The following is a 21,927-nucleotide window of genomic DNA, read 5'->3' as shown; positions in this document are numbered from 1 at the left end:
GCGGCTCCGGAAACGGATGAAAATCAGGCTCGCAGGAACGACTGGTGCGCATAGTCGGTTGTAGCCGGCGTGGCTGCTGTAGCCGGCGCGGGCGCAGCCGCCGCGGGCTGAACATCGGGTGCAGCGCCCTCAGCGGTTTCCGCGTCGAACTCCGCCAGCGCCTCCAACGATTTCGGCGTGACGAACTGGCCGCCGGCGCGCTTCACCTTCATCGCGTTCAGCAGGTCCTCGCGGGCTTCGAGCGCACGCACCAGCGATTGCGTGTCGCGCGTCGGATTGTTTTCCATGGCTTCGGTCGCGCTTTGCTTCCAGTCCGGGTCGCCCTTCGCGGACAGACAGAAAGCAAGCAGCGCCTTGGCGTAGCCGAAGCGCGGCGCGTTCTCGCCCACCTGGCGCAGCACGTGGATGGCGTCGTCCCAGTGGCCGCGCACCATATGCAGGATGCCGTCGAGCGTGTCGATTTCGGCGACACGCGGACGCAGCACACGCAGCGCATCGAGCACGAGTTCGATGTCGTACGGGTCGGCCGATACCTTCGGGAAGTTGCTGAGCAAGGCGGTCGAAACGGTTTCGATCAGACCGCCGACGACATCGGGGCTGCAATTCATGTATTCCGGCGTGCTGACGGTCATGGCGATGGGCTCCTGACAGAAGCGTTGAGGTCGACCGTGCCGTTCGCAGCCGGTCGGGAAGGATGACGCAAACATAGCAACCGGCGCGTGGCGGCAAACCGTTGGACGCGAAGTGAGCGCATGGGATGCGAAGCCGACTGCCCGCTTCGTAATGCGCGCGCCCGCTTCGCCTCGCCCGGCACGGGGGCTCAGCGCGGGCGCTATCGTCAGGCGGGATATGCGGTCCTCGCCTCATGCACGTTTCGCACGTTTCGTGAACGCACCGCATGCCCCGCCCGCCCACGCCCTTCCTCCCATCGCGACCGAGCCGACATGAGCGACGAAAAGACCGAAGAGCCAACCCAGAAAAAGCTGCGGGACGCGCGCAAGGACGGTCAGGTGTCCCGCAGCAGCGACTTGACCGATTCGATTTCGATGTCGGCGGTGGTGTTGTTGCTGATGGCGGGCGCGAGCCACTTCAGCGACGCGATGCGCGAAGCGGTGCTGATCGCCACGGGCTTCGTCAACGGCGACCATTCGCTGACCAATATGCAGACGCAGTTCTACAAGATCGGCGGCCTTGCGTTGTCGGCGATCGTGCCGTGCGTATGCATCGCGGCGCTCGCCGCGATCGCGGGTTCGATCGGCCAGGTCGGCATGCAGATCGCCACCAAGCCGATCACGCCCGATCCGAAAGCCGTCAGCCCGATGGCGGGCCTCAAGCGGATTTTCTCGGTTCGCACGCTGATCGAGTGCGCAAAGATGATCGTCAAGGCGGCGATCGTGTTCTGCGTGATGTGGCAGACCATCAAGTGGCTGTTTCCGCTGATCGTCGGCTCGCTGTATCAGCCGCTGCCGGAACTCGTACGGATGTTCTGGGACCTGCTGCTGAAGCTCTTCATGGTGGCCGCGGCAGTGTTCGTGCTGGTCGGCGCCGCGGACGTCAAGCTGCAAAGCTTCATGTTCCTCAAGAAGATGAAGATGTCGAAGGACGAGGTCAAACGCGAGCACAAGAATCAGGAAGGCGATCCGCGCATCAAGGGCGAGCGGCGACGTCTCGCGCGCGAAATGCTGAACGCGCCACCGCAATCGAAAGTCGGCATGGCCAATATGATGGTGGTCAATCCCACCCACTATTCGGTCGCGGTGCGTTACGCGCCGGACGAACATCCGCTGCCGCGCGTGATCGCCAAAGGCATGGATGAGAGCGCTGCCGAGCTGCGGCGTGCAGCCCGCGATGCGGGCGTGCCGATCATCGGTAATCCGCCGGTTGCGCGTGCGCTGTACAAGGTCGGCGTCGATCAGCCGATTCCCGAAGAGTTGTTCGAGACGGTCGCGGCGATTCTGCGCTGGGTCGATGCAATCGGCGTGCGGCGCGTGGAGGGCGATATGGCTGCCGACGTCGATACACACGCCGATAGTACGCCCATGCATCCCTCCGGCCCGCCGCCCGCCCTCCACTGACGAGACCCACCATGCTGAAGACGTTGAAACTTCCCGCCGGTGGTGAAATCGGCATCGTCGCGCTGATCGTCGCGATTATTTCGCTTATGATCCTGCCGTTACCGCCGACGCTGATCGACATTCTGCTCGGCGTGAACATCACGATCAGCGTGACCTTGCTAATGGTGACGATGTACGTGCCCGACGTGGTGTCGCTGTCCGCGTTTCCGTCGCTGCTGCTGTTCACCACGCTGTACCGGCTCTCGCTGAACATCGCGTCGACTAAGTCGATTCTGCTGCATGCGGAAGCCGGCCATATCATCGAGAGCTTCGGCGAACTGGTGGTGGGCGGCAATCTGGTGGTCGGGCTGGTGGTGTTCGTGATCATCACCACCGTGCAGTTCATCGTGATCGCGAAAGGTTCGGAACGGGTCGCCGAAGTCGGCGCGCGCTTCACGCTCGACGCGCTGCCAGGCAAGCAGATGAGTATCGACGCCGACCTGCGCGCCAATCTGCTGACCGCCGAAGAAGCGCGCCGCAAACGCGCGACGCTCGCTGTCGAAAGCCAGTTGCACGGCGGCATGGACGGGGCGATGAAGTTCGTCAAAGGCGACGCGATTGCGGGCTTGATCATCACGATGATCAATATCGTCGCGGGTATCGCGGTGGGTGTCGCGTATCACAACATGAGCGCGGGCGAAGCGGCGAACCGCTTTTCGATTCTGTCGGTCGGCGATGCGATGGTGTCGCAGATTCCGTCGCTGTTGTTGTCGGTGGCGGCCGGTGTGATGATCACGCGCGTCGCGGATGAACGGCAAGCCAAGCCCGGCTCGCTCGGCGACGAGATCGGTCGCCAGCTCGGTTCCAGTTCGCGCGCGCTGTATTTCGCGGCCGTGTTGCTGCTTGGCTTCGCCGCGGTGCCTGGGTTTCCGGCCGCGCTCTTCCTGCTGCTCGCCGGCACGCTCGCGTTCACCGCATGGCGTCTGAACGCAAAGAAGCCCCAGCAGCAAAATCACGAACGCGAATCGCTGCACGCCATGCAACGCTCGGGTTCGAAGACCGACGTGCCCGCGATTCTGGCGCGCGCACCGCAGTTCACCTGCCCGCTCGGCGTTCGTATTGCGCCGGATCTGGTCGCCCGGCTGACCATGCCCGCGCTCGACAAGTCGTTCGAAACCGAACGCGCGCGCTTGCAGGAAGAACTCGGCCTGCCGTTTCCGGGTATCACGATGTGGACCTATGCCGCGCTGCCTTCATCCACTTGCCAGATCCTCGTGCACGATGTGCCGCAACTGACGATCGAACTACCGGCCGGCAAAGTGATGTTGCCCGAAGCCAGCCGTCTCGCGCATTCGGCTGCACCTGTCACGCTGACGAGCGAAGAAAGTCAGGCCATGGACGCGCTCATTGCGCAATGCGAAGCCGGTCCGCCAATCGACACGAGCGGCGCGCCGACGCGCTGGCTCGAAGAGCGTGCGGTGCCGCCGAAAACACCGGTGTGGCGTGCGGAACAGGCGATCGCGCATGCGTCGGTCGCACTGATGCGGCGGCACGCACCCCTCTTTCTCGGCATTCAGGAAGTGCAATGGATTCTCGATCAGTTGGGGAGCGACTATCCGGGCCTCGTCGCCGAAGTGCAGAAAGTGCTGCCGCCGCAACGGATCGCCGACGTGCTGCGCCGTCTGCTCGAAGAGCAGATTTCGATCCGCAATGTCCGCACGATCATGGAAAGTCTGATCGCGTGGGGACCGAAAGAAAAAGACATGCTGATGCTCACCGAGTACGTGCGCGGCGACCTCTCGCGCTTTCTCGCGCATCGGGCCGCGAGCGGCGAGCGGACCTTGTCGGCGGTGCTGTTCGACATGCCGGTCGAACAGCATATCCGTCAATCGATCAAGCAGACGCCGACCGGCAACTTCCTCGCCTTGCCGCCCGACGAAGCCACGTTGCTGATCGACAAGATCCAGTCCTTCGTCGGCGCTGTGCCGCGCGAGGGGGTGGCGCTGGTGACGTCGATGGATATTCGCCGTTACGTGCGGCGCATGATCGAGGCGCGGCTCGGCTGGCTTGCGGTGTATTCGTATCAGGAACTCGGCGAGCACGTTGAATTGCGGCCGCTCGGCCGTGTGTCGATCTGAGGCCGTGACGATGACGCACATCGTTTCGCGCCACGTGCGTGTCATTCCCGGCGAAGCGGACAGCGAAACGGCCGACGAAATCGACGCGCGCACAGCTTCGCGCGGATCGGGTGGACGCGGTTTCGACTACGCGTCGCTGCTCGGACGACGTCGTACGTTGCATCGGCTCAATAGCAATGCGAATACCGATGCGCATGCAGGTTCGCAAGGTGGAGACGAAGCGGATGCCGCTGAAGACACTGCTGATGTGCCTGTTCCGTCGGCACCGCGCCCGTTTGCACGTAGCGGCGGAGACGCGGGCTCTGACGCGTCTGCAAACACTGCGTCCGGCGCTGACGCGAATCCTTCGACAAACGCGGATAGCACGCCCTCGCCCGAGCGTCTTGCAATCGGCGCACGTGTCGCCGATGCCGCAGCGCCGGTCGTGACTGCCGTCTACCGGCAGCAGCAACGCTTCGTGCAACTGCTTGGCTCGCTTGCGCGTGAGATCGGCGCGTTCTGCGGCGATCCTTCGATTGCAGAAGCCGGCAACTGGGAAGTGCAGTTGCCGCTCGATCAGAAACTGCTGCCGCAGACCACGCTGTATCTGACGCTTTCGCGTTTCAGTCTGCAGCTTCGGTTCGACACGCCGGATACGGCGACGAGGCAACTACTCTTGGAACACAGCGCACTACTCGAGCGAGAGCTCGATACCTTGCTGCGCGCGTGGGGTGAAGCCCGCGAAATCGAACTCACTGTGTGGTGACGGATTCCCTGCGCATGACCTATCCGCTCGACGAGCCGACAACCGAAGACGAAGCCGCGACCGATCCGCACGCCGCGCGCGAGCGGACCTCGGGCGTGGGCCCTATATCGGGCGATACGGCGCGCGAGCGTGCCGCCGCGGTGGAATCGACGCATCGGTCGAGCGACGTTGCTCGTAGCGCGCAGCAGCAGCAGCACGGTGCAGCTGCAATGCCGATCGCAACGATAAGGAATCCGGCACACGATGCGGCTGTGGTCGAAACACCCGTTACGCCGATCGCGCCGCTGCGTCTACCAGCTATCGGCCGCGCCGCCGCGCGCGTGACGCGCACGGTCTGCGATGCGCGGGTCGCCGGTTATCTGCATGCGACGCTCGGCGTCACCGAATGGCACGCCGCCTTGATCGATGCACACAGCGTTGATGCGGCTTACGCGGACCCGGGCGTCATCGAACTAACGCTCGCTTCGGCGGATGGCAATTCGACCGTCGCCATGCGCGTTGCTCTCGATCTGCGCGACTATCCGGCCCTCTCGATCGCGGCGTGGCCGGACAGCGACGCGCTCACCACGAAGCCTCCCGCCGACGTCGCGTTACGTCAGGCTGTTGCCGGCGTCGTGCTGGAACCACTATTCGAGCGATTGATCCGCGCAGGTTTCAAAGGCCCACGTGTCGCCGCTGTTCGCCGCGGGCGGCTGAACGAGGCTAATGCCGACGCACCTGTCGTCGCACTCTCGTTCGTGCTCGGTGAACGCCGCTATCAGGCCGCGCTCAGCGCCGATCCCGCGTGCTATGACCTGCTCGACCGGTTGTTACGTACGGAACCCGCGCCTGCGTCGGTTTCATCACACGCAGCAGCCGCTTCAACCGCATCATCGGCGTCGCCCGATCGCACACCAGAAACCGCCTTCGACCTCACCGTCCCCGGCAGCCTGATCCTCGGCGTCAAGCGCTTACCCGTCGACACACTGCACGCGCTGGAACCCGGCGACGTGCTGCTGCGCGCCGCCTTCCCTTCGCTCGATGCAACGCTGCTCGATGCCTCGAACGATCCCTCTTCGCCTCACGCGCGGCCACGTGCCGTCGCCGCGTGGGGAACCCCCGGGCTCACCCGTGTGTGCGCCGCTGTGGAACTCGACGGGCAGTCGCTCGTCATCGTCAAGGAGCCGAACATGTCAGAAGAGCTGGACCCGGCGAGCGCCGACGCCGGGCTCGCCATCGACGACCCCGCCGACCCGATCCGGATCGGCGAACTCGAGCTGCCGGTGCAGTTCGAGATCGACACGGTGGCACTACCGCTCGCCCAGTTGTCGGCGCTCGGCCCCGGTTACGTGCTCGAACTGCCCGTACCCGTGGCAGACGCGCAATTGCGGCTCGTCGCACACGGACAGACCATCGGCTATGGCGAGCTGGTGACGGTCGGCGAGCATCTCGGCATCCGCATCATTCGCATGGCGCACAGGCATGGTCCAATTCAGTGATATCACCGGGCTGCTGCTGGTCGTCGTCGCGATCAGCCTGCTGCCCTTCGTTGCCATGGTCGTCACGTCTTACGCGAAAATCGTCGTAGTGCTGGGCCTCTTGCGCAATGCGCTCGGCGTGCAGCAGGTACCGCCGAACATGGTGCTCAACGGCATCGCGATTCTGGTGTCCATCTACGTGATGGCGCCGATCGGCATGCTCGCCGCGAAATCGCTCGAAGGGCAACAGCTCGCCGCCCAGCCTTCGCAAGCGTTGATTCAGGCATTCGGCGCGGCGCGCGAGCCGTTCCGCGCGTTCCTCGTCAAGCACACCAACGAGCGCGAAAAGCGCTTCTTCCTGCGCTCGGCTTCCGTGGTGTGGCCGAAGGAAGAAGCCTCGCAGATCAAGGAAGACGATCTGATCGTGCTGGCGCCCGCGTTCACGCTGACGGAAATGACCGACGCGTTCAAGATCGGCTTTCTGCTGTACATCGCGTTTATCGTGATCGATCTGATCATCGCGAACGTGCTGCTCGCGATGGGCCTGAACCAGGTCACGCCGACCAACGTCGCGATTCCGTTCAAGCTGCTGCTGTTTGTCGTGATGGATGGCTGGTCGACGTTGATCCACGGTCTCGTGATGTCCTACAAATAGCGCGCGTAGTCGGAACGACCGCCTAGGGAAACTCACATGGAAATCGATTCGCTGATCCGCTTTACCACCGAGGGCATGCTGCTGTGTCTGACCGTATCGCTGCCGGCGGTGATCGTCGCGGCGGTGGTCGGGCTCGGCGTGTCGTTCCTGCAGGCCATTACGTCGATGCAGGACCAGACGCTCTCGCACGCGGTCAAGCTGATCGCGGTGACGGTGGTGATCGTGGTCGCCGCGCCGCTCTCGTGCGCGGCGATTCTGCACTTCGCCAACGAAATGATGCAGGCAGCCGTGCCGCTGTAAAGCGGCGCACTGCCTGACCGACCTGCGAGGCGATCGACATGAGCCGCATCTCTCATCAGGGCAGCGATACGGCGGCGGCCCAGGCACAACACGTCGCCCAGTCGCAGCAGAAAGCGGCCAATGCGCAAGGTGCTCGCAACGGCGCGCAATTCGCGGCCCTCTATCGCGGCACCACCAATTTCACATACGGCAACGACGCGCAGCGTGGTCCGTCGGTGAGTTCGGTGCGCGCGAAACGAATGGCCGATCAGTTGGCGCGCAAACGTCGCGCGGCGAAGAAGCAGCGCAGCAATGCCGGGGGTCTCGACGACGATGGCCCGGACGACGCCGAAGCGCATCATGCCGAGGGCCATAAGGTCAACCGCGACGGCGGCGGGCGTGGCGGCGGTGGCCATTCGCAAGGCGATCATAGCGATGAACATGATTCCGGCGCGGCGCCGTCGATCAAGGCGCGCGGCGATCGCAACGCCGTGCCGCCTCCACCGCCGGGCCGTCTCGACGCGATCGCCGCACAGTATGCACAGCCGGGGCAGGAAGGCGCGCGCGCCGCAGCGGTGCGCGATGCGTGGCGCACGGACATGCTGAACCTGCGCGAGCAATTGGCCGCCAATCCGCAGATGCCGATCGACGCGCGCGTGCTGGAACAGGCGATCGATCTGCTTGGCGTGCAGCAGCGGATCGGCAGCATTGCCGCGTCGCAGCCAGGTGCGGGATCCGGTGTGGCCGCGTTGCGTGAGCGTACCGCCGGGTCGACCGCCCAAGGGGTGACGCGGCTGCCGCCGCCGGAGCGGGTGCAGCGTTTCAACCTGCTGTTTCCGTTGCTTTGGCTGCATGCCGATAAACCGTCCAATGCGGCGCAGCTCAACCGGTCGATCGACACGTTGTGCGTGATGCGCAGCGGCACGCTCGGGCGGTCGGCGGTTTCGGGCTCTTCCGAGGCACCGGGGACCGCGGGCGCGTTGGGTACATCTGGCGCAACCGAGTCTGCCCCTGAAAGAAGCGCCCATGCAGCCGCACCCGGCGCGCCGACGCCCCCGCCAGGCCCGCGCCGGGCCTTTCCTGGCGGCGGCCGCTAGGCGGTTTGCCGCGCGGCTTCGCATCCCATGCGGCGCCTTCGCATCCGCTCCCGACCATGCCATAGCGGGCGGCTACATTAGGGTCGATCGGGCCGGTCGCGCCGTGCACCGCGCGCGCCCCGGTTCTCCTCCCATCCACCCTGTGCGAGCACGATGAAACTGCTGCGGATACTGACGGGCGTTCACGCGGGAGCGCAATTGCAGCTCACGCCGGGCACGCATCGCGTCGGCGCCGACGACGATGCCGACATCCGCCTCACCGACTGGCGCGGTGCGGATGCGCTGCTGCACGTCGATGCGAGCGGCGTGGTCAGCGCACAGCGCGTCGCGGCTGCGGCCGTGCAGACAGTGGACACGGCAGACGGGCAGCCAGCACAGCCCGCCGTCGCGGAAGAAGTGGTGTTGCTGGTGGACTTCGTGCCGATGCAATTCGACGACATGATCCTGTGCGTCGGCGCGGACGACGCCGTGTGGCCGTCCGACCTCGACCTGCTGTCGATGCTCCTGACGCGCCCCGCCGAAGCGCGTTTCGCCGCCGAACGCAAGAAGCGCCGCCGCTATGTCGGCGCCGTGGTGGCGTGCTTCGCGCTCGGTATCGTGATCGTCGCCGGTTCGCTGCTGACGACCACGCAGATGAGCCGCGCCGCCCTGCCGCGCAATGCGGACGACCGCGCGCAGCGCGTCAGCGAAGCGTTGGCCGCGGCCCACGTGAGCGGTTTGCAGGCGCATGCAGTGGGCAATACCGTGGTGGTGACCGGCATGGTCACGAGCCCCGCCGACGACGACGCCGTGCGCAACCTGCTCGCGCGGATTTCGACGACCGGCATCTCGCGCAATTACGACGTCGCACAGAACGACGCGCGCAGCATCGAGGATTCGCTCGGCGTTGCGGGCGCTCACGTGCGCTATCTCGGCGACGGCAACTTCGCGATAACAGGTGCCGTCAGCAGCCGCGCGGATCTCGACGCCGCGCTGGCGCGCGTGCGGGCCGATCTGGATTCGAATGTGAAAAACGTGGTCGTGGAAGCCGCGGAAAACACCAGCATCGCCGCGGCCAACCCGAGCGCGGCGTCGTATTCCGAAATGATTTCCTCCGACGACGTCCGCTACGCGCAGACGCCAGACGGCGTCAAACATATCTACGCGATCGATCCGCCAGCGTCGGATAGCGATGCGGCAGCCGCGGCGAATGCGGCTTCGGGAGCCGGCGGCGCAAGCGGCGTAGTGGTCGCCAACGGCAATGCCAACGCCAACGCAGCCACTCAATCCAGCGTCACCGCGACAGCGAATGCAAACGCCACGGCGAAAGGCACTTCCAACGCCGCCCACGCAGCAAACATGGCAAACCCATTGAACCCGGCAAACGCCTCGATCGTCGACAACGACACCGTCACCCGCAGCGCAGCCGGCGTCGTGCCGCTGCCCAACCCCGCGACGCTGCCGACCGCGCAGCCACGCGGTCCGTCCAGCTGACCCATTACCGGCACACCGCCCCGTTCAATCAGGAGATCGACATGTACGAGCAGCTCGAAACCCACGCCAGCGAATTCAACGACCTGCAGAAGACGCTCGCCGATCCGGCCGGCGCGCCGAAAGTGGACGCGATCCGTCAGGCGCTCGACGCAACTGCGCAGCGAATCAGCGACACGCAGGGCGCAACCGACCTCGATCGCAACAATCTGGCAAAGCTGTATCGCGGCTTTCTCGCTGCGTCGCGCGTGATCGTGCGGCTGCAGGAAAAACAGGCCGGCGCGCACGCCTGATACGGCGGCGCGGTGGCTCACTGCGAGCCTGGTGGCGTATCACGCACCGGACTCGCGGGCAACGCGCTTGCCGCGGCGGCCTGTTCTTATGAGCAGCCGGCGCGGCGGCAGGTCTCGATATAGGCCACTCACTCTCTACCCATAGTCACTGGAGGTTCTTATGTCCGTAGGAAGCGCAGGCGGAATGATGGCTGGTCTCACGCAGGAAATGGACCAGATGACGATGATGTCAGCCCAGATGCAAGTTGAGCAAAGCATGTATTCGTCGGTGGCGAACATTGCGAAGAGCGGTGCAAGCAACGTCAAGGATGCTTCGCGCGGTAGCTAAGCATCGCAGACGCGGGCCGCTCGCCATCGGCGGCGGTCCGCACACGGCCGGTCCTGTTTTGCGTGGGACCCGGCCGTGTTTTTTGCGGCATTCTCAGCATTCGCCGGATGCATGGCGCGGGTCGCATCCGCACCGCGCCGATTACAGCGTGCATCGCCCAAGCAAGGTACGAGGATGAGCAGCGAGCGTTACACCAGCCTGATCGTGGATCTGTGCGCGACCGTCGGTCTCGGCGACGCGGACCATGTGCTGCGCACGCGGTCGATCGAGGTCGAAGGCTTCGACGTGCGGCTCGACTATTTCGAGCGCGACCTCGACGCGATGTATGCGAATTTTCATTTCGGCACGGTGACGGCCGGGCGCACGCTCGTCGTGTTCCGGCTCATGCTCGAAGCCAACCTGCTGATCTATGCACAGGATCAGGCGCAACTGGGGCTCGATACGGACACGGGCGGCGTGGTGCTGGTGCTGCGCTTGCCGTTCGCCGACGGTCTCAACGGCGAAGGGCTCGCCGATCTGCTCGCGCACTACGCGGAGCATGGCCGCTACTGGCGGCAAAACATCGTCGAATCGAACGACGAGATGTTTGAAGGCATCGCTTCGGGGGAGTACTTCTGGCTGCGGGCCTAAGCCCGCATCACCTCATCCGCATTACCCCTTCGACGCCTCTTCGACATTGTGCGCGCCCTGCTTCAGCAACTCCGCGATCTGGTTGACTGCCGCCTGCTCGAGTTGCATCACGCCGCCCAGTACGTTCAAGCCAGCCGACGCCATGCCGGTCGCATCGTTCGCGACGGTGGCCGCGCCTTGCGTCAGCCCGCCGAACCGGCCGGGACGCCCCGGCACGCCGCCCGGCATGCCTCCCGCGCTTTGCTGAGGCACCACAGGCCTGCTCGCCGACGAGGTGTTGGCCGAGAACGACGCGCCCTTGCGCTTGCCCGTTGCCTCGCCGCTGCCGTTGGCGGCTAGCTGGCTGAGATTCGCGTCCGCTTGCTGACTGGCGTGCGCCGCCCCGTCGACGGGCTTGCGGCCGCCGGTGGCAGGCGACGACGGCGTGCTGATGTCGGATAGCGGTAGCGTGCTGCTCGGGCGTGAAATCGACGGGGAATCCGGCATGGTGCGAGGCTCCTGATGGAATGTGCGCTGCGGTGACGAAGCGCAAGACGGGACGTCGAACAGGCATCCTGCTCGACCTTACAACGGGCGTACGACGCCCGCGGTCACCGTGCGAAATAGTGTGCGACGAAGCGAAGCCGGATGCGGGGCACGATGGGACAAATCACGTAGCCGCGAGCACGGTCAGCCGCACGCCGGCCTCGCGCCGGTCGTCCGCGGCCCGGTCTTCGCACCCCCTTACGCCGGTTCGCGGACCGTCGTGCGTGAGTCACACGCGGGCGGCACACTGCATGAGTTCGTCGCTCATTCGGAGTCCGAGTCATGCGCTTCATCCCGCTCGACAGCATGGAAACGCCCTATCTGCGGCTGCGTCCGCTCACCCTTGCCGATGCGCCCGCCCTGTTCGACCAGATGCTCGGCGACGCCGACACGATGCGCGACCTGCCGGTGCTGCGCCATACCGGCGTGGCGCAAACCACCGAATTCGTCGACGAAGCGCTGCGCGGCTGGGACGACGGCAGCCTGATTCGCTACACGCTCGAATGCAAGGAGACCGGCCGGCTGACCGCATTGATCGAATTGAAGCCGACGCTGCCGCGCGTGGAGATCGGCGTGATCATCAGCCGGCATGGCGGCGCTCGACGCCGCCGGGCTGGCGTACTCGCGCTGCAGGAATTGATCGACTGGCTGATCGAGCAGCCGGGCGTGTACCGCGTCTTCGCCTGCTGCGCCGTGGATGGCGCCGCGCACAGTTCGATGGAGCGCCTCGGCTTCGTCCAGGAAGCGCGGCTCACGAATCACGAGCCGCGTCCGAACCGCGGCCTCGCCGCCGACGACAGCTTTCTCTACGCTTTGACGCGACCCGCACCGGTCCCGCCGGAGCCGGCCAGCGAGGGTGCGGCCTGGCTGCGCAACACAATGCAGTGGAGTCTCGCGGACGCCTGAAGCCGTCGAACCGCCCAGCCGTTCAGTAGAAGGCCCAAGCCCGAACGAAGAAGTGTCCGCAACACAAGCAATTGTTCACTTCTCAGGCGATAATGCAAAGGTCAGACGAATACCGCACCGCGGCCATTCGTTACGCGTGCCTCGCGAGTACCCCTCGCCGGTGGACCGAAACACAACTACGCCGGAGACCCATCATGTCGCTACCGCGGCTCACCGGTCAGGTGATCGCCTTTTCGCGATTCTGGCTCGCGCGCGAGGTGGGCCTGCTGATTTCCGACGGCGCCGTCATCGAACTCGGCGCGCGCCCCTTCGCGATGCTCGCTGCCCTGCTCGAGGCCCGTGGCCGCGTTGTGTCGACCGCCGAGTTGCGCGAGATCGTCTGGCCGGGCAGCAATGTCGATGCGAACACAGTGCAGGCGCAGATCTCGGCGATTCGCCGCGCGCTCGACGACGACCGCGATCTGATCGTCACCGTGGCCGGCCGCGGCTACCGCTTTGCGGGCGAAGTCCGCGTGCTCGACACCCCCGACGCCGGACTCGATTTCCCGGTGGCGAACGCCGGCAGCATAGCCGCGTCGCTCGCCACCTCGTTCGCGGCGACAGCCGCAGCCAGCCCGCCGACCACGGCCGGACTCACGTTCGGTTCGTCGTACGGCTCGTCCTATAGCGCAACGTGGCGCGGCGCCGCTCCGGCCTCGCCGCGCACCGCGTATTCCAAAGCCGCGCCGTCCGCGACGCTGACCTCAGTCACAGCCGTATCGAGCCTCGCCGCGGCCGCCGTGCCGGCCACCTCGGCTTTTCCGGCGTTGATGCCGACCAGCGCCGTCACGTCGCTGCGCTCGCAGATCATCGACCCGTCGCCGTTCATCGGCCGTCATGCCGAACTGTCCGAATTGCTTGCGCTAGTGCCCACGCGCCGCATCGTCACGCTGACGGGTGCGTCAGGCGTCGGTAAAACGCGCCTCGCGATCGAAGCCGCCAGTCGCCTCGCACCGCATTTCCCAGACGGCGACTTTTGCGCGGCGCTGGCCTCGCTCGCTCAGCCCGACCGCATCGCCAACGCGATCGGCGCGGCCGTCGGCCTCGAGCCGGACAACGAATTGGGAATGGCGGCCAATCTGGCCATGCAGATCGGCGAGCGCCGCATGCTGCTGATCGTCGATCACTGCGATCATCTGAGCGAAGCCGCGGCCGAGTTCATCGATACGCTGGTGGCGAATACAGGCGGCTTGCATGTGATCGCCACGTGCGAGTCGCCTCTATTCATCGGCGGCGAAACGGCCGTGCCGGTGGCCGCGTTGCGCGCGCCGCCCGAGCAGATCGACGGCACGCCCGCCACGCTCGACTACGACGCGCTGCGCCTGCTCTTCACCCGGCTCGCGCACTGTCTGAAGCCAGCCGCTTTGCATGCGCCGCTGCCCGAGGTGGACAGCATCGCGCCGGCCACCTTTGCGGCGGCCGCGCTGATTTGCCGGCGTGTCGACGGTGTGCCGTTCGCGCTCGAACTCGCCGCAGCGACGATCGCCGGCCAGGTACGCGCAGGTGTGCCGCCGGAGGACGCGATCGTGGCATTCGCGCGCGAGCTCGATACGGTGATGACACATCGCAGCGGCGGCCGCCGCATCGTGCTGCCGCGCGCGGCGATCGTCCACGTGATGCTCGACCTGTCGTATGCGGCGCTCGAGGCCCCGACCCGCACCATGCTCCGCCGGCTCGGCATTTTTGCCACCGCGTTCTCGCACGACGCTGCCTGCGAAATGCTCGGCGCGTTCGGCAGCGACTACGGCTTCGGACCGCCCGACCCGCGCCAGCTGGAACGCCAGCTTCATACGCTGATGGATGCGGGCCTCGTGAATGCGGTCGACTGCGACGGCGCCTTGCGGCTGCGCCTGCCGCCTGCCGTGCGCCGCTTCGCGCTCGACGCGCTGGAGCGCAACCGAGAAAGCGCCGAGGCCGATCTGCATCACGCGCAGTTCGTCGCCCGCGATATGGCGCGCCGGTTCGGCGCGGGCGTCGCCGTGGCCACGGCGCACAGCCGCCACGATATCGACGCGCTGCGCGCTGCGCTCGAATGGGCCGTCTCGGTCGACAAGGTGGAACTGTGCACCGAGTTGCTCGACAACACCGCGCCGATGTGGGGGGCGCTCGCGCTCGTCGACGAATACATCGGCTGGGTGCGCGCCGTGCTGGCGCGTGTGGACAGTGTCTCGATGCGCCGTATCCGCGACGAGATGCGCTTGCGCGCCGTGCTTGCGCGCGCGTTGATGCTCAAGCGCAGCACGTCGGACGAGATCGTCGAGAGCTGGCAGCGCACCTACGAGCTCGCCAATATCTGCGCCGACACGCCGTATCGCCTGCGTGCGCTGTTCTGCCTCGTGATGTGCGCGCTCGACGCCGGCGAGGTCGAGCATTGCCGGCGCCTCTCCAACGAGTTCAGCGAAATCGCGCCGGTGGCGCACAGCCAGGCGGTCAGCATCAACGCGCGGCGCATCGAAGGCATCGTCAAGGCGTATGCGGGCGAGTTCGATACCGCGATCCGCCTGCTCGCGCCAGTCGTCGGACTCAATGACGAAGCGGCCGACGAGATCGACGAAGACGTCAGTCGCGAGGCCAATGCGGTCGCCACCAGCTATGGGCTGTCGCTGCATCTCGTGGCGCGGGCGATTCACGCCGTGGCGCTGTGGCTGGTCGGTCAACCGCATATGGCCGCGCCGCTGCGCGTCACGATCCGCGATCCCGCCGACGAAAGCGAACCGCTCGCCGGCTGCATCGCGCTCGGCCTCGCCTGCGCACTTGCCGCACTCGACGACGACATTCCGCTGACCGAGTCCTGCGCCGCGGCGATGGTGACGCGAGCGCGAGCGGCGGGCGTGAAACGCTGGCTGCGCCTCGGCCTCGATTTTCAACTTTGGCTCGACGCGCGGCGCGGCGATCAGGAAGCCGCGCGGCGGCTGATTACCGGCGCGATGAAGCGGATGGCGCGCGAACGCGTCAATGTGCCCGATATCGCCTTCATCGCCACGCTGCTGCCGCGCATCGCGCTGCAGGACGAACCGGAATTCGCGGCCGCGCTCGGCGCGACGCTGCGCGAAGCGGTGAGCCGCAGCGAACGCACCGGCGAGCTCTGGTATGTGCCGGAGTTGCTGCGTCTGATTGCGACGCTGCGTCAGCGCAGCGGCGAAGATCCGCGGGCGGTGCGGCCGCTGCTTGAAGACGCGCTGCAGCGCGCCCGCCAGCACGGCGCACGACGGCTCGAATTGCGCATCACCGTCGATCTCGAAGCGCTCGACGCATCGGCTTCCGCGGGGCTGCTTCGCGTGCGATGACCTCGCTTCGCACCCTGCCTGGGACTGTCATATGCGCTCCATACCGTGACTTCAACTGCCGCTCGTTGAACGTCACGCGCCATGTCCGACATCCATGCAGTACCGCAGCACCCGATTCACACGCCCGAGGCCGAAGGGACTGAAGCGGCCGGTCTTCAGCCTGCCGGTGCGCCCGCCGTGCAACCCACGGGGGTGCCACAAGCCCGGCCGCTGGTCGACGAAACGCTGCTGGGCAGGCTCGGTAACAAGCTGTCGCGCACCGGCGCACGGCTGCGCGCGAGCAAGTTCGATATCAGCACGGCGCTCTCGCAAACGAGTCAGCACGGCAAGCCATTTGCGCCGGCCGATTTCACCGCGGACGGCGAGCGCTATCCTGCGAAGCCGGTGGTGGCGTCCAACGCGTCAGGAACGCCGTTGGCGAAGAGCGAGCGGCAAGTTCGGCAGGCGCTTGGCAAGACGGCGCGGTCTTCGTCCGCTTCGTCCTCCTCGGCGGGCAGACTCGCAGCGGAACACGAAAACGAAGCGTCGACGATTCCGCTCGACGCGATGGCCGGCGAGGCCGCGCTGCGCGACTATGTGGGTCGCCAATTGCCTGGCCCTCAAGGCAACCTGCTCGCGCAGGGCGAGCTTTCGCATCGGCTGGCGGCGCTGAGCGGCCCCGACGCCGCCACCGACACCCATCGCGGCGCCCTGGTCGCCCAGGCGCTACACGGCGCCAATATCGGCGACGCGCACAGTGCCAACGAAGTGCTCGACGCACTCGAACAGCTCGACTTCGCGCAGATGCACACGGCCCGCTCGACGACGCCCGCCGAAGCCAGCGCGTGGCAAGTCGCCCGCACGCTGGCGCGCACCGACGCCGGCTTCGACGCGCTCAGCCAATTGCGCCATCACGGCCAGCCGCCGCCCGGCGATGCGTCGACGCAGCTCGCCCAGCGGATGATGCTGCAAGCCGCGGATGCGCTCGATCCGCCGCTCCACGGTGCAGGCCCGGCGCAGGATCCCGCACCGGCCGCCGTCGCCGCGCGTTCAGCGCCCGCGGCCGGCACGCCGCTGCATGAAACCCCGCTAGCGTGGCAGGCCTACGAAGCGGCGTCGACACTGACCACACAGGGTCGCGGCGCACTGAACGCCGATCAGAAGGGCGCGTTTTTCGCATGGCGCCAGAATTTTCGGGAAGACGGACGCGGCAGCGACTTGTCGCAGGCACGCGAACGTCTTAACAAATTCTCAGCGAAGACGATCGACCGCGTCGGCGAAAACCGTTGGAAGACCTTCTTGCCGCGGCTCGCCGGCAAACGCAGCTCGCCGTTGTCGGCGCTGCGCTTCGGCACGCAAGGCGTGCCGCGCAAGACCGTCGGCACCGAGCAGGGAAAGCTCGAGGAGGCCATGCGCGGGTCGTTGGCGCCGCTCTCCGAGCGGCCCGAGATGCGCCCCGCCGCCGCGCTTTCGCATGCCCGCCCGGAGCAGTCGATCGCCGAACTCGCGGCGCTGCATGTCTGGCTCGAATCAGGCGGCTTTCCGAATGGCAAGCTCGATGCGGAACAGTTGCACAAGGTCACCGAGCGCGCGCAGCAGTTGTGCGCCGAGCTGCAACCACGCGACGTCGGTTCGCCTGCAACGCTCGCGCGCCTGCAAACCGAAACCGCGCGCTGGGCCACCGCCGATCCGCACGCGCTCGCACGCAGCAAGCCGTTCAAGTCGATCGCGAAACAGCCGTTCAATCTGGAACGGCTCGCCTCGTGGGGCAAGGTCGCGAAGGTGCCCGCCGATTCGCCGTTCTGGACCCATGTCTCCGACCTGAAGGACAAAGCGCGCCCGCCCGCGCCGACCGCCACCGCGGACACTGCCGACACGGTCCGGCAAACGCTCAAGGACGTCGCACACGATCTGCAATCGAGTTCACGCCTGCGTCTTACCGACGGCCGCCGCATCGGTGTCAGCACGCGCGGGTTGTCGGCGAATCTCAGCAAGGTGCTGCATACCGGCGGCGTGCCGATCGCGCCGCGCCTCGATCTGCGCGCGTCGAAAAGCCGTGAAGCCGTGGTCGAATTGAGCCGCGGCACGCACGGCGTCGAGATGTTCGTCGGCACCGCAAAAACGCAGGTGCGGCATGCGGGCGTCGGCGTACTGGTCGGCTACGACATGGACGTCGGGCTGACCCAGTTGCGCGCCGGGCTGACCACCCAGGCCGTGCTGCACTCGCAGGAGTTGTCCGAACCGAGCGGCGTATCACTGCGCGTGGCACGCCGTGTCAATCCGAACGGCACCGGCTATGAAGATAGCGCGATGCGCGAAAAACTCGAAGGCATCATCGATCATGTCTTCGACGAAACGACCGCGGCGCACGGCGCCAACTCGGGCGGCTCACGCGGCACCTGGAACCGGCTCGCCGAACACTATTTCGATGACCCCGATGTGTCGATCAGCTGGACCGACACCGTGGCGCGCACCGTCAAACGCGGAGCCTCCGCCGATGTCGGCCTTTCCGTCACCGTGCCGAAAATCGGCTCGCCGTTTCGCGCGGGCGCCAACATCGGCATCGGTTATGAGAAAACCGCGAAACAGACGCTTGATTCGAATGAGCAAAGTGGACGCATGCAAATCGAGCAACATCGCGTCGGCGCCGGCTCGCGTCTGATCGGGCGGCTGAGCGGCACCGTCAGTGCGACGCAGCCGGTCGGCGCGAAAGAGTCGAGCGTGGGCGTAGGGCTCGTCTCGCTCGACGCGCCGTCCGCGACCATGACGTTCAACGACGACAGCCACCTTGCCAAAGTACAACTGGTGCGCGAAGACGGCGCGCTGGTGCATCGCGCGTGTCTACTCGACACGGAGTATTCAAGTGCCGAAACCTACACGCGCGCACTCGATGCGAGCCGTGACCAGTGGGTCGATCTGTTCACTGAGCAGGTAAATGCAGAACAGGAAGGCGAACGGCAGGAAGCGCGGCTGAACGGCAGGCCCGAGCCGCAGCTACCACCGGCACGCACGCTCGCGGAACAACGGCTCGACCGGCACCTCGGCGATGTGAAGGCGAACCGGCGGCCAAACCAGACTTACTTCCACCGTTACCGGTTAAAGCGTAGCGCGGCAAAACAGCTCGACATGCTCGCGGCGATGTCGAAGCAACTGCCGCCCGGCGAGGCCGCTGCCGGGCGCGCGAAGATCGATGAAAAGGTGAATGGCATTCTGAACGAGCCTGCCTCGTGGATGCCGATTGAACTGAAGGTCAAGGAGCGCACAACCAGCACGCAGAGTCCTGGTTTGAATTTCGCGCTGCAGTTGAATACGCAGACGAGTGCGACGGGAGACAGGGAGTTGTTTGCGGAGAATATTCCGTTTGCGCTGGTGGATCAGTTGGATCGTTGATGTGCCGCAAGCGCGCCAACCTTGCTCCCGATCCCCTGTCGCGACCATCAGTTTAAAAACGACCGGGGAAAGAACATCCGGTTGATATAATTTTCCAGTCGCATATGAACGGGCACGCTCATCAGGAGCAAATATTTCACCCGTCATACATCAATCTGACTGGAAGACTCGATGTCCCAACAAATTGCCAACACGAGTCGACCTCCCACCCTCACCGGGCTCTTCCTTATATTCAGCCGTATTGGGCTCACCAGCTTCGGCGGCGGCCTGAGCGGCTGGCTCCTGCGTGAATTCGTCCAGGATCGCGACTGGATCAGTGAAGAAGACTTTTTGAATGGCCTGGCCATTTCGCAAGCGCTGCCGGGCATCAACGTCAAAAACATGGCGATCTGGATCGGCCACCGTCTGCTCGGCTGGCGCGGCGCGCTGCTAGCGGTTGCCGGCATCATCATCCCGCCCGCCATTTTCATCATTGTTCTCGGCACGGTTCTCGGCCATCTACTGCAGTTCCCGATCGCTCACATCCTGCTTGCGGGCGCGGCAGCCGCGGCCACCGGCCTGTCGTTGTCGATGGGCGTGACAACCGCGCGCCGGGTGCCACGCAGGCTCCTGCCGCTGCTGTTCCTCGCGGGTACCTTCGTCGCGGTCGGCATATTGCGCCTGCCGCTGGTGTGGGTCGTGATCGGCGCGGGAGGCCTGAGCGTGCTGGTCGAGTACATCAAACTGCGCAAAGCCTGACCATGTCGAATCGCGTTCTTCTACAGCTTGCGGCCGTTTTCGCGCCCCTGTCACTGGTGACGATAGGCGGTGGCCAGGCCATCATCGCCGATATCCAACGGCAGGTTGTCGACGTGCATGGATGGCTGACGCATGCGCAGTTTGGTGTGGATTTCGCCATTTCGCGCATGGCGCCTGGCCCCGGGTCGCTGCTGGCCACCTTGATTGGCTGGCAGATTGCCGGGTTCTGGGGCGCTGTGGTGGCCACGCTAGCATTGCTCGCGCCGACCGGCATTCTGATCTATGGCGTGACCCACATCTGGACGCGTTATAAGGGCGCGGCGTGGCAACTGGCGCTCGAACGTGGGCTGCGCCCCGTCGCCTCCGGGATGATCCTCGCCGCGGGATGGGTTCTGTTGAAATCGCTCGACGGCGGGCATCCGGCGCAAGCGATTGCCCTCATGTCAGTGGGGACGCTGCTCAGCACGCGAATCAATCCACTGCTTCTGTTGCTTTGTGGCGCGGTGATGCTGCTCGGTATGTCCGAGCTTGGCGCCAGCCTTCCGTCCTTGCTTCAAGTTCACATGGCGAGCTAGTGCAATTCCGTCACGGCGTCTGCAGCGTGCCGTCCTTCAACCGAGTTTGCGTCCACGTCGTCACGGTGTTTTCGCACGGGTATTTCGCGGCCTCGGTTTCGTCGATGTCCACGCCCAGGCCCGGTTTGTCATTGGCATAAACGTGTCCGTTCCTGAATTCCGGTAGCCCCGGGAAGACATCGAGCAAGGCCTCTCGAGGACCCTTAAGGTCCTGAATCACGAAGTTCGGCGGCTCGGTTCCCGACCACTCCTGCACGCCGAAATTGCGCGCGGAGAGATCGATATGGATGTTCGCCGCATGCGCTAACGGCGACATATCGCCCGGACCGTGCCATGCGGTCCTCACTCCGAACTGCTCGGCAAATATCTGCAGCTTGCGTCCCGCCGTGATGCCGCCGATCTGGCTGAGATGCACACGGATGAAGTCGATCAGACGCTCGGTGATCAGAAACCGCCATTCGTACGGGTTGTTGAACAGCTCGCCTTGTGCCAATGGCGTAGTCGTTTTGGCGCGTAGCTGACGCATCCATTCGCCTTCCTCGAGCGCAATCGCGTCTTCGAGAAAGAACAGTTCGTACTGTTCCAGCTCGCAAGCAAAACGGATCGCCTCCACCGGCTTCAGACGTTCATGCACGTCATGGCACAACTCCACGTCGAAACCGATCTTGCTGCGAATGCCGTCGAACAGCTTGAGCGTCTCCCGCATGTACTTTCTGCTGTCGAGATACACGCCATCCGCGGCGCCTTCGGGTGCACTCGCTGGCGCCTTGCCGAAGCTACCTCCGCCATAGCCGCCGCTCTGGCAACGAATATGCGTGATGCCCTGCTCGCGATACTTCTGGATGTTCTCGCACAACTCGTTCAAATCACGACCGTCCGCATGGCGATAGATCGGTACGCCTTCGCGGCACTTACCGCCGAACAGCTGATAGAGGGGCATGTTCGCCAGCTTGCCCTTGATGTCCCACAGCGCCATATCCACACCGGAGATTGCGTTGTTCTCGATCGCACCATTGCGCCAGTACGCGTTCTGATGCATCAGTTGCCACAGTTCCTCGATCGCCTCGGCGTCACGGCCGATCAGCAACGGCCGCAGATATTCCTCGATGAGGCACTTCACCGCCACGTGCCGGTAGGCGAATGTCGCGCATCCGAGACCGACCAGACCGGACTGATTAGTCTCGATCTTGACGACGATCAGGTTGATGCCTTCCGGCGCGGTCAGGATGACCTTTACATCGGTAATCAGGGTTGCCATGTTCTGTCTGCCAAAATCGAATCAATCAAACGAAGTCGAATTGCGCGCTTCTTCGCCAAAACGTGACGTCCGAGGTGTGGGGAA

19 protein-coding genes are annotated in these 21,927 nt (G+C 65.3%); 16 read left to right on the top strand and 3 right to left on the bottom strand.

Annotation, left to right across the window (positions count from 1 at the left end):
* Window positions 1–23 precede the first annotated feature (23 nt).
* Window positions 24–632 carry an HrpB1 family type III secretion system apparatus protein gene (locus tag M0D68_RS09445; protein WP_200618472.1) on the bottom strand — a complete coding sequence of 203 codons (609 nt, stop codon included), beginning with the start codon at window positions 630–632 and terminating at the stop codon, window positions 24–26.
* Window positions 633–944: 312 nt separating this feature from the next.
* Between M0D68_RS09445 and sctU the strand changes: the two genes are divergently transcribed.
* The 11 genes from sctU to M0D68_RS09390 all read left to right on the top strand — a co-directional run bounded on the left by sctU (window position 945) and on the right by M0D68_RS09390 (window position 11,146).
* Window positions 945–2,075 carry a type III secretion system export apparatus subunit SctU gene (gene sctU / locus M0D68_RS09440; RefSeq protein WP_093641329.1) on the top strand — a complete coding sequence of 377 codons (1,131 nt, stop codon included), beginning with the start codon at window positions 945–947 and terminating at the stop codon, window positions 2,073–2,075.
* Window positions 2,076–2,086: 11 nt separating this feature from the next.
* Window positions 2,087–4,192 (top strand): type III secretion system export apparatus subunit SctV, encoded by a 2,106-nt coding sequence (sctV, locus tag M0D68_RS09435; RefSeq protein WP_093641332.1) that lies wholly within the window; start codon window positions 2,087–2,089, stop codon window positions 4,190–4,192.
* Window positions 4,193–4,202: 10 nt separating this feature from the next.
* Complete coding sequence (gene sctP / locus M0D68_RS09430) at window positions 4,203–4,937, top strand: type III secretion system protein SctP (RefSeq protein WP_211702533.1); 735 nt, start codon at window positions 4,203–4,205, stop codon at window positions 4,935–4,937.
* A gap of 14 nt (window positions 4,938–4,951) precedes the next feature.
* Window positions 4,952–6,415, top strand: a complete 1,464-nt coding sequence (gene sctQ, locus M0D68_RS09425; protein WP_234486557.1) for a type III secretion system cytoplasmic ring protein SctQ — start codon at window positions 4,952–4,954, stop codon at window positions 6,413–6,415.
* Window positions 6,399–7,049, top strand: a complete 651-nt coding sequence (gene sctR / locus M0D68_RS09420; RefSeq protein ID WP_093641338.1) for a type III secretion system export apparatus subunit SctR — start codon at window positions 6,399–6,401, stop codon at window positions 7,047–7,049. Before sctQ ends, sctR begins: the two co-directional genes overlap by 17 nt.
* A gap of 36 nt (window positions 7,050–7,085) precedes the next feature.
* Entirely contained in the window at window positions 7,086–7,349 is a 264-nt protein-coding gene (sctS, locus tag M0D68_RS09415; RefSeq protein WP_035546645.1) for a type III secretion system export apparatus subunit SctS, read from the top strand.
* A 38-nt stretch (window positions 7,350–7,387) separates the two neighbouring features.
* Complete coding sequence (locus tag M0D68_RS09410; RefSeq protein ID WP_256457580.1) at window positions 7,388–8,425, top strand: hypothetical protein; 1,038 nt, start codon at window positions 7,388–7,390, stop codon at window positions 8,423–8,425.
* 153 nt (window positions 8,426–8,578) lie between these two features.
* Window positions 8,579–9,898 carry a type III secretion protein gene (locus M0D68_RS09405; protein WP_200618476.1) on the top strand — a complete coding sequence of 440 codons (1,320 nt, stop codon included), beginning with the start codon at window positions 8,579–8,581 and terminating at the stop codon, window positions 9,896–9,898.
* 41 nt (window positions 9,899–9,939) lie between these two features.
* Window positions 9,940–10,188 (top strand): type III secretion protein, encoded by a 249-nt coding sequence (locus tag M0D68_RS09400; protein ID WP_200618477.1) that lies wholly within the window; start codon window positions 9,940–9,942, stop codon window positions 10,186–10,188.
* A gap of 160 nt (window positions 10,189–10,348) precedes the next feature.
* On the top strand, window positions 10,349–10,516 hold the full coding sequence (locus M0D68_RS09395; RefSeq protein WP_167378473.1) for a hypothetical protein: 168 nt from the start codon (window positions 10,349–10,351) through the stop codon (window positions 10,514–10,516).
* Between the two features lie 174 nt (window positions 10,517–10,690).
* Entirely contained in the window at window positions 10,691–11,146 is a 456-nt protein-coding gene (locus M0D68_RS09390) for a CesT family type III secretion system chaperone (protein ID WP_093641351.1), read from the top strand.
* A gap of 21 nt (window positions 11,147–11,167) precedes the next feature.
* Here M0D68_RS09390 and M0D68_RS09385 read toward each other — a convergent pair whose 3' ends face one another.
* On the bottom strand, window positions 11,168–11,632 hold the full coding sequence (locus tag M0D68_RS09385; protein ID WP_093641354.1) for a hypothetical protein: 465 nt from the start codon (window positions 11,630–11,632) through the stop codon (window positions 11,168–11,170).
* Window positions 11,633–11,953: 321 nt separating this feature from the next.
* Here M0D68_RS09385 and M0D68_RS09380 point away from each other — a divergent pair, with 321 nt between their 5' ends.
* The 5 genes from M0D68_RS09380 to M0D68_RS09360 all read left to right on the top strand — a co-directional run bounded on the left by M0D68_RS09380 (window position 11,954) and on the right by M0D68_RS09360 (window position 20,585).
* On the top strand, window positions 11,954–12,577 hold the full coding sequence (locus M0D68_RS09380) for a GNAT family N-acetyltransferase (protein ID WP_200618478.1): 624 nt from the start codon (window positions 11,954–11,956) through the stop codon (window positions 12,575–12,577).
* Window positions 12,578–12,771: 194 nt separating this feature from the next.
* Entirely contained in the window at window positions 12,772–15,903 is a 3,132-nt protein-coding gene (locus M0D68_RS09375) for a winged helix-turn-helix domain-containing protein (RefSeq protein ID WP_200618479.1), read from the top strand.
* Between the two features lie 81 nt (window positions 15,904–15,984).
* Complete coding sequence (locus tag M0D68_RS09370) at window positions 15,985–19,272, top strand: autotransporter (protein WP_266224215.1); 3,288 nt, start codon at window positions 15,985–15,987, stop codon at window positions 19,270–19,272.
* Window positions 19,273–19,443: 171 nt separating this feature from the next.
* Complete coding sequence (locus M0D68_RS09365) at window positions 19,444–20,010, top strand: chromate transporter (RefSeq protein ID WP_200618481.1); 567 nt, start codon at window positions 19,444–19,446, stop codon at window positions 20,008–20,010.
* Between the two features lie 2 nt (window positions 20,011–20,012).
* On the top strand, window positions 20,013–20,585 hold the full coding sequence (locus M0D68_RS09360; RefSeq protein WP_200618482.1) for a chromate transporter: 573 nt from the start codon (window positions 20,013–20,015) through the stop codon (window positions 20,583–20,585).
* 10 nt (window positions 20,586–20,595) lie between these two features.
* On the opposite strand, the gene M0D68_RS09355 is transcribed toward M0D68_RS09360, so the two are convergent.
* Window positions 20,596–21,843 (bottom strand): enolase C-terminal domain-like protein, encoded by a 1,248-nt coding sequence (locus tag M0D68_RS09355; RefSeq protein WP_200618483.1) that lies wholly within the window; start codon window positions 21,841–21,843, stop codon window positions 20,596–20,598.
* Window positions 21,844–21,927 lie beyond the last annotated feature (84 nt).

It is taken from the genome of Paraburkholderia sp. SEWSISQ10-3 4 (assembly GCF_030464785.1).
Lineage (GTDB): Bacteria > Pseudomonadota > Gammaproteobacteria > Burkholderiales > Burkholderiaceae > Paraburkholderia > Paraburkholderia aspalathi.
This window is presented reverse-complemented; position numbering and strand designations above follow the sequence as displayed.

Bases quoted from the DNA above. Each gene is read 5' to 3' on its own strand.
- M0D68_RS09445 (WP_200618472.1), bottom strand. From the start codon at position 632: ATGACCGTCAGCACGCCGGAATACATGAATTGCAGCCCCGATGTCGTC.
- M0D68_RS09380 (WP_200618478.1), top strand. From the start codon at position 11,954: ATGCGCTTCATCCCGCTCGACAGCATGGAAACGCCCTATCTGCGGCTG.
- M0D68_RS09400 (WP_200618477.1), top strand. From the start codon at position 9,940: ATGTACGAGCAGCTCGAAACCCACGCCAGCGAATTCAACGACCTGCAG.
- sctS (WP_035546645.1), top strand. From the start codon at position 7,086: ATGGAAATCGATTCGCTGATCCGCTTTACCACCGAGGGCATGCTGCTG.
- sctP (WP_211702533.1), top strand. From the start codon at position 4,203: ATGACGCACATCGTTTCGCGCCACGTGCGTGTCATTCCCGGCGAAGCG.
- M0D68_RS09410 (WP_256457580.1), top strand. From the start codon at position 7,388: ATGAGCCGCATCTCTCATCAGGGCAGCGATACGGCGGCGGCCCAGGCA.
- M0D68_RS09370 (WP_266224215.1), top strand. From the start codon at position 15,985: ATGTCCGACATCCATGCAGTACCGCAGCACCCGATTCACACGCCCGAG.
- M0D68_RS09385 (WP_093641354.1), bottom strand. From the start codon at position 11,632: ATGCCGGATTCCCCGTCGATTTCACGCCCGAGCAGCACGCTACCGCTA.
- M0D68_RS09365 (WP_200618481.1), top strand. From the start codon at position 19,444: ATGTCCCAACAAATTGCCAACACGAGTCGACCTCCCACCCTCACCGGG.
- sctR (WP_093641338.1), top strand. From the start codon at position 6,399: ATGGTCCAATTCAGTGATATCACCGGGCTGCTGCTGGTCGTCGTCGCG.
- M0D68_RS09405 (WP_200618476.1), top strand. From the start codon at position 8,579: ATGAAACTGCTGCGGATACTGACGGGCGTTCACGCGGGAGCGCAATTG.
- M0D68_RS09355 (WP_200618483.1), bottom strand. From the start codon at position 21,843: ATGGCAACCCTGATTACCGATGTAAAGGTCATCCTGACCGCGCCGGAA.
- M0D68_RS09395 (WP_167378473.1), top strand. From the start codon at position 10,349: ATGTCCGTAGGAAGCGCAGGCGGAATGATGGCTGGTCTCACGCAGGAA.
- M0D68_RS09360 (WP_200618482.1), top strand. From the start codon at position 20,013: ATGTCGAATCGCGTTCTTCTACAGCTTGCGGCCGTTTTCGCGCCCCTG.
- M0D68_RS09390 (WP_093641351.1), top strand. From the start codon at position 10,691: ATGAGCAGCGAGCGTTACACCAGCCTGATCGTGGATCTGTGCGCGACC.
- sctQ (WP_234486557.1), top strand. From the start codon at position 4,952: ATGACCTATCCGCTCGACGAGCCGACAACCGAAGACGAAGCCGCGACC.
- M0D68_RS09375 (WP_200618479.1), top strand. From the start codon at position 12,772: ATGTCGCTACCGCGGCTCACCGGTCAGGTGATCGCCTTTTCGCGATTC.
- sctV (WP_093641332.1), top strand. From the start codon at position 2,087: ATGCTGAAGACGTTGAAACTTCCCGCCGGTGGTGAAATCGGCATCGTC.
- sctU (WP_093641329.1), top strand. From the start codon at position 945: ATGAGCGACGAAAAGACCGAAGAGCCAACCCAGAAAAAGCTGCGGGAC.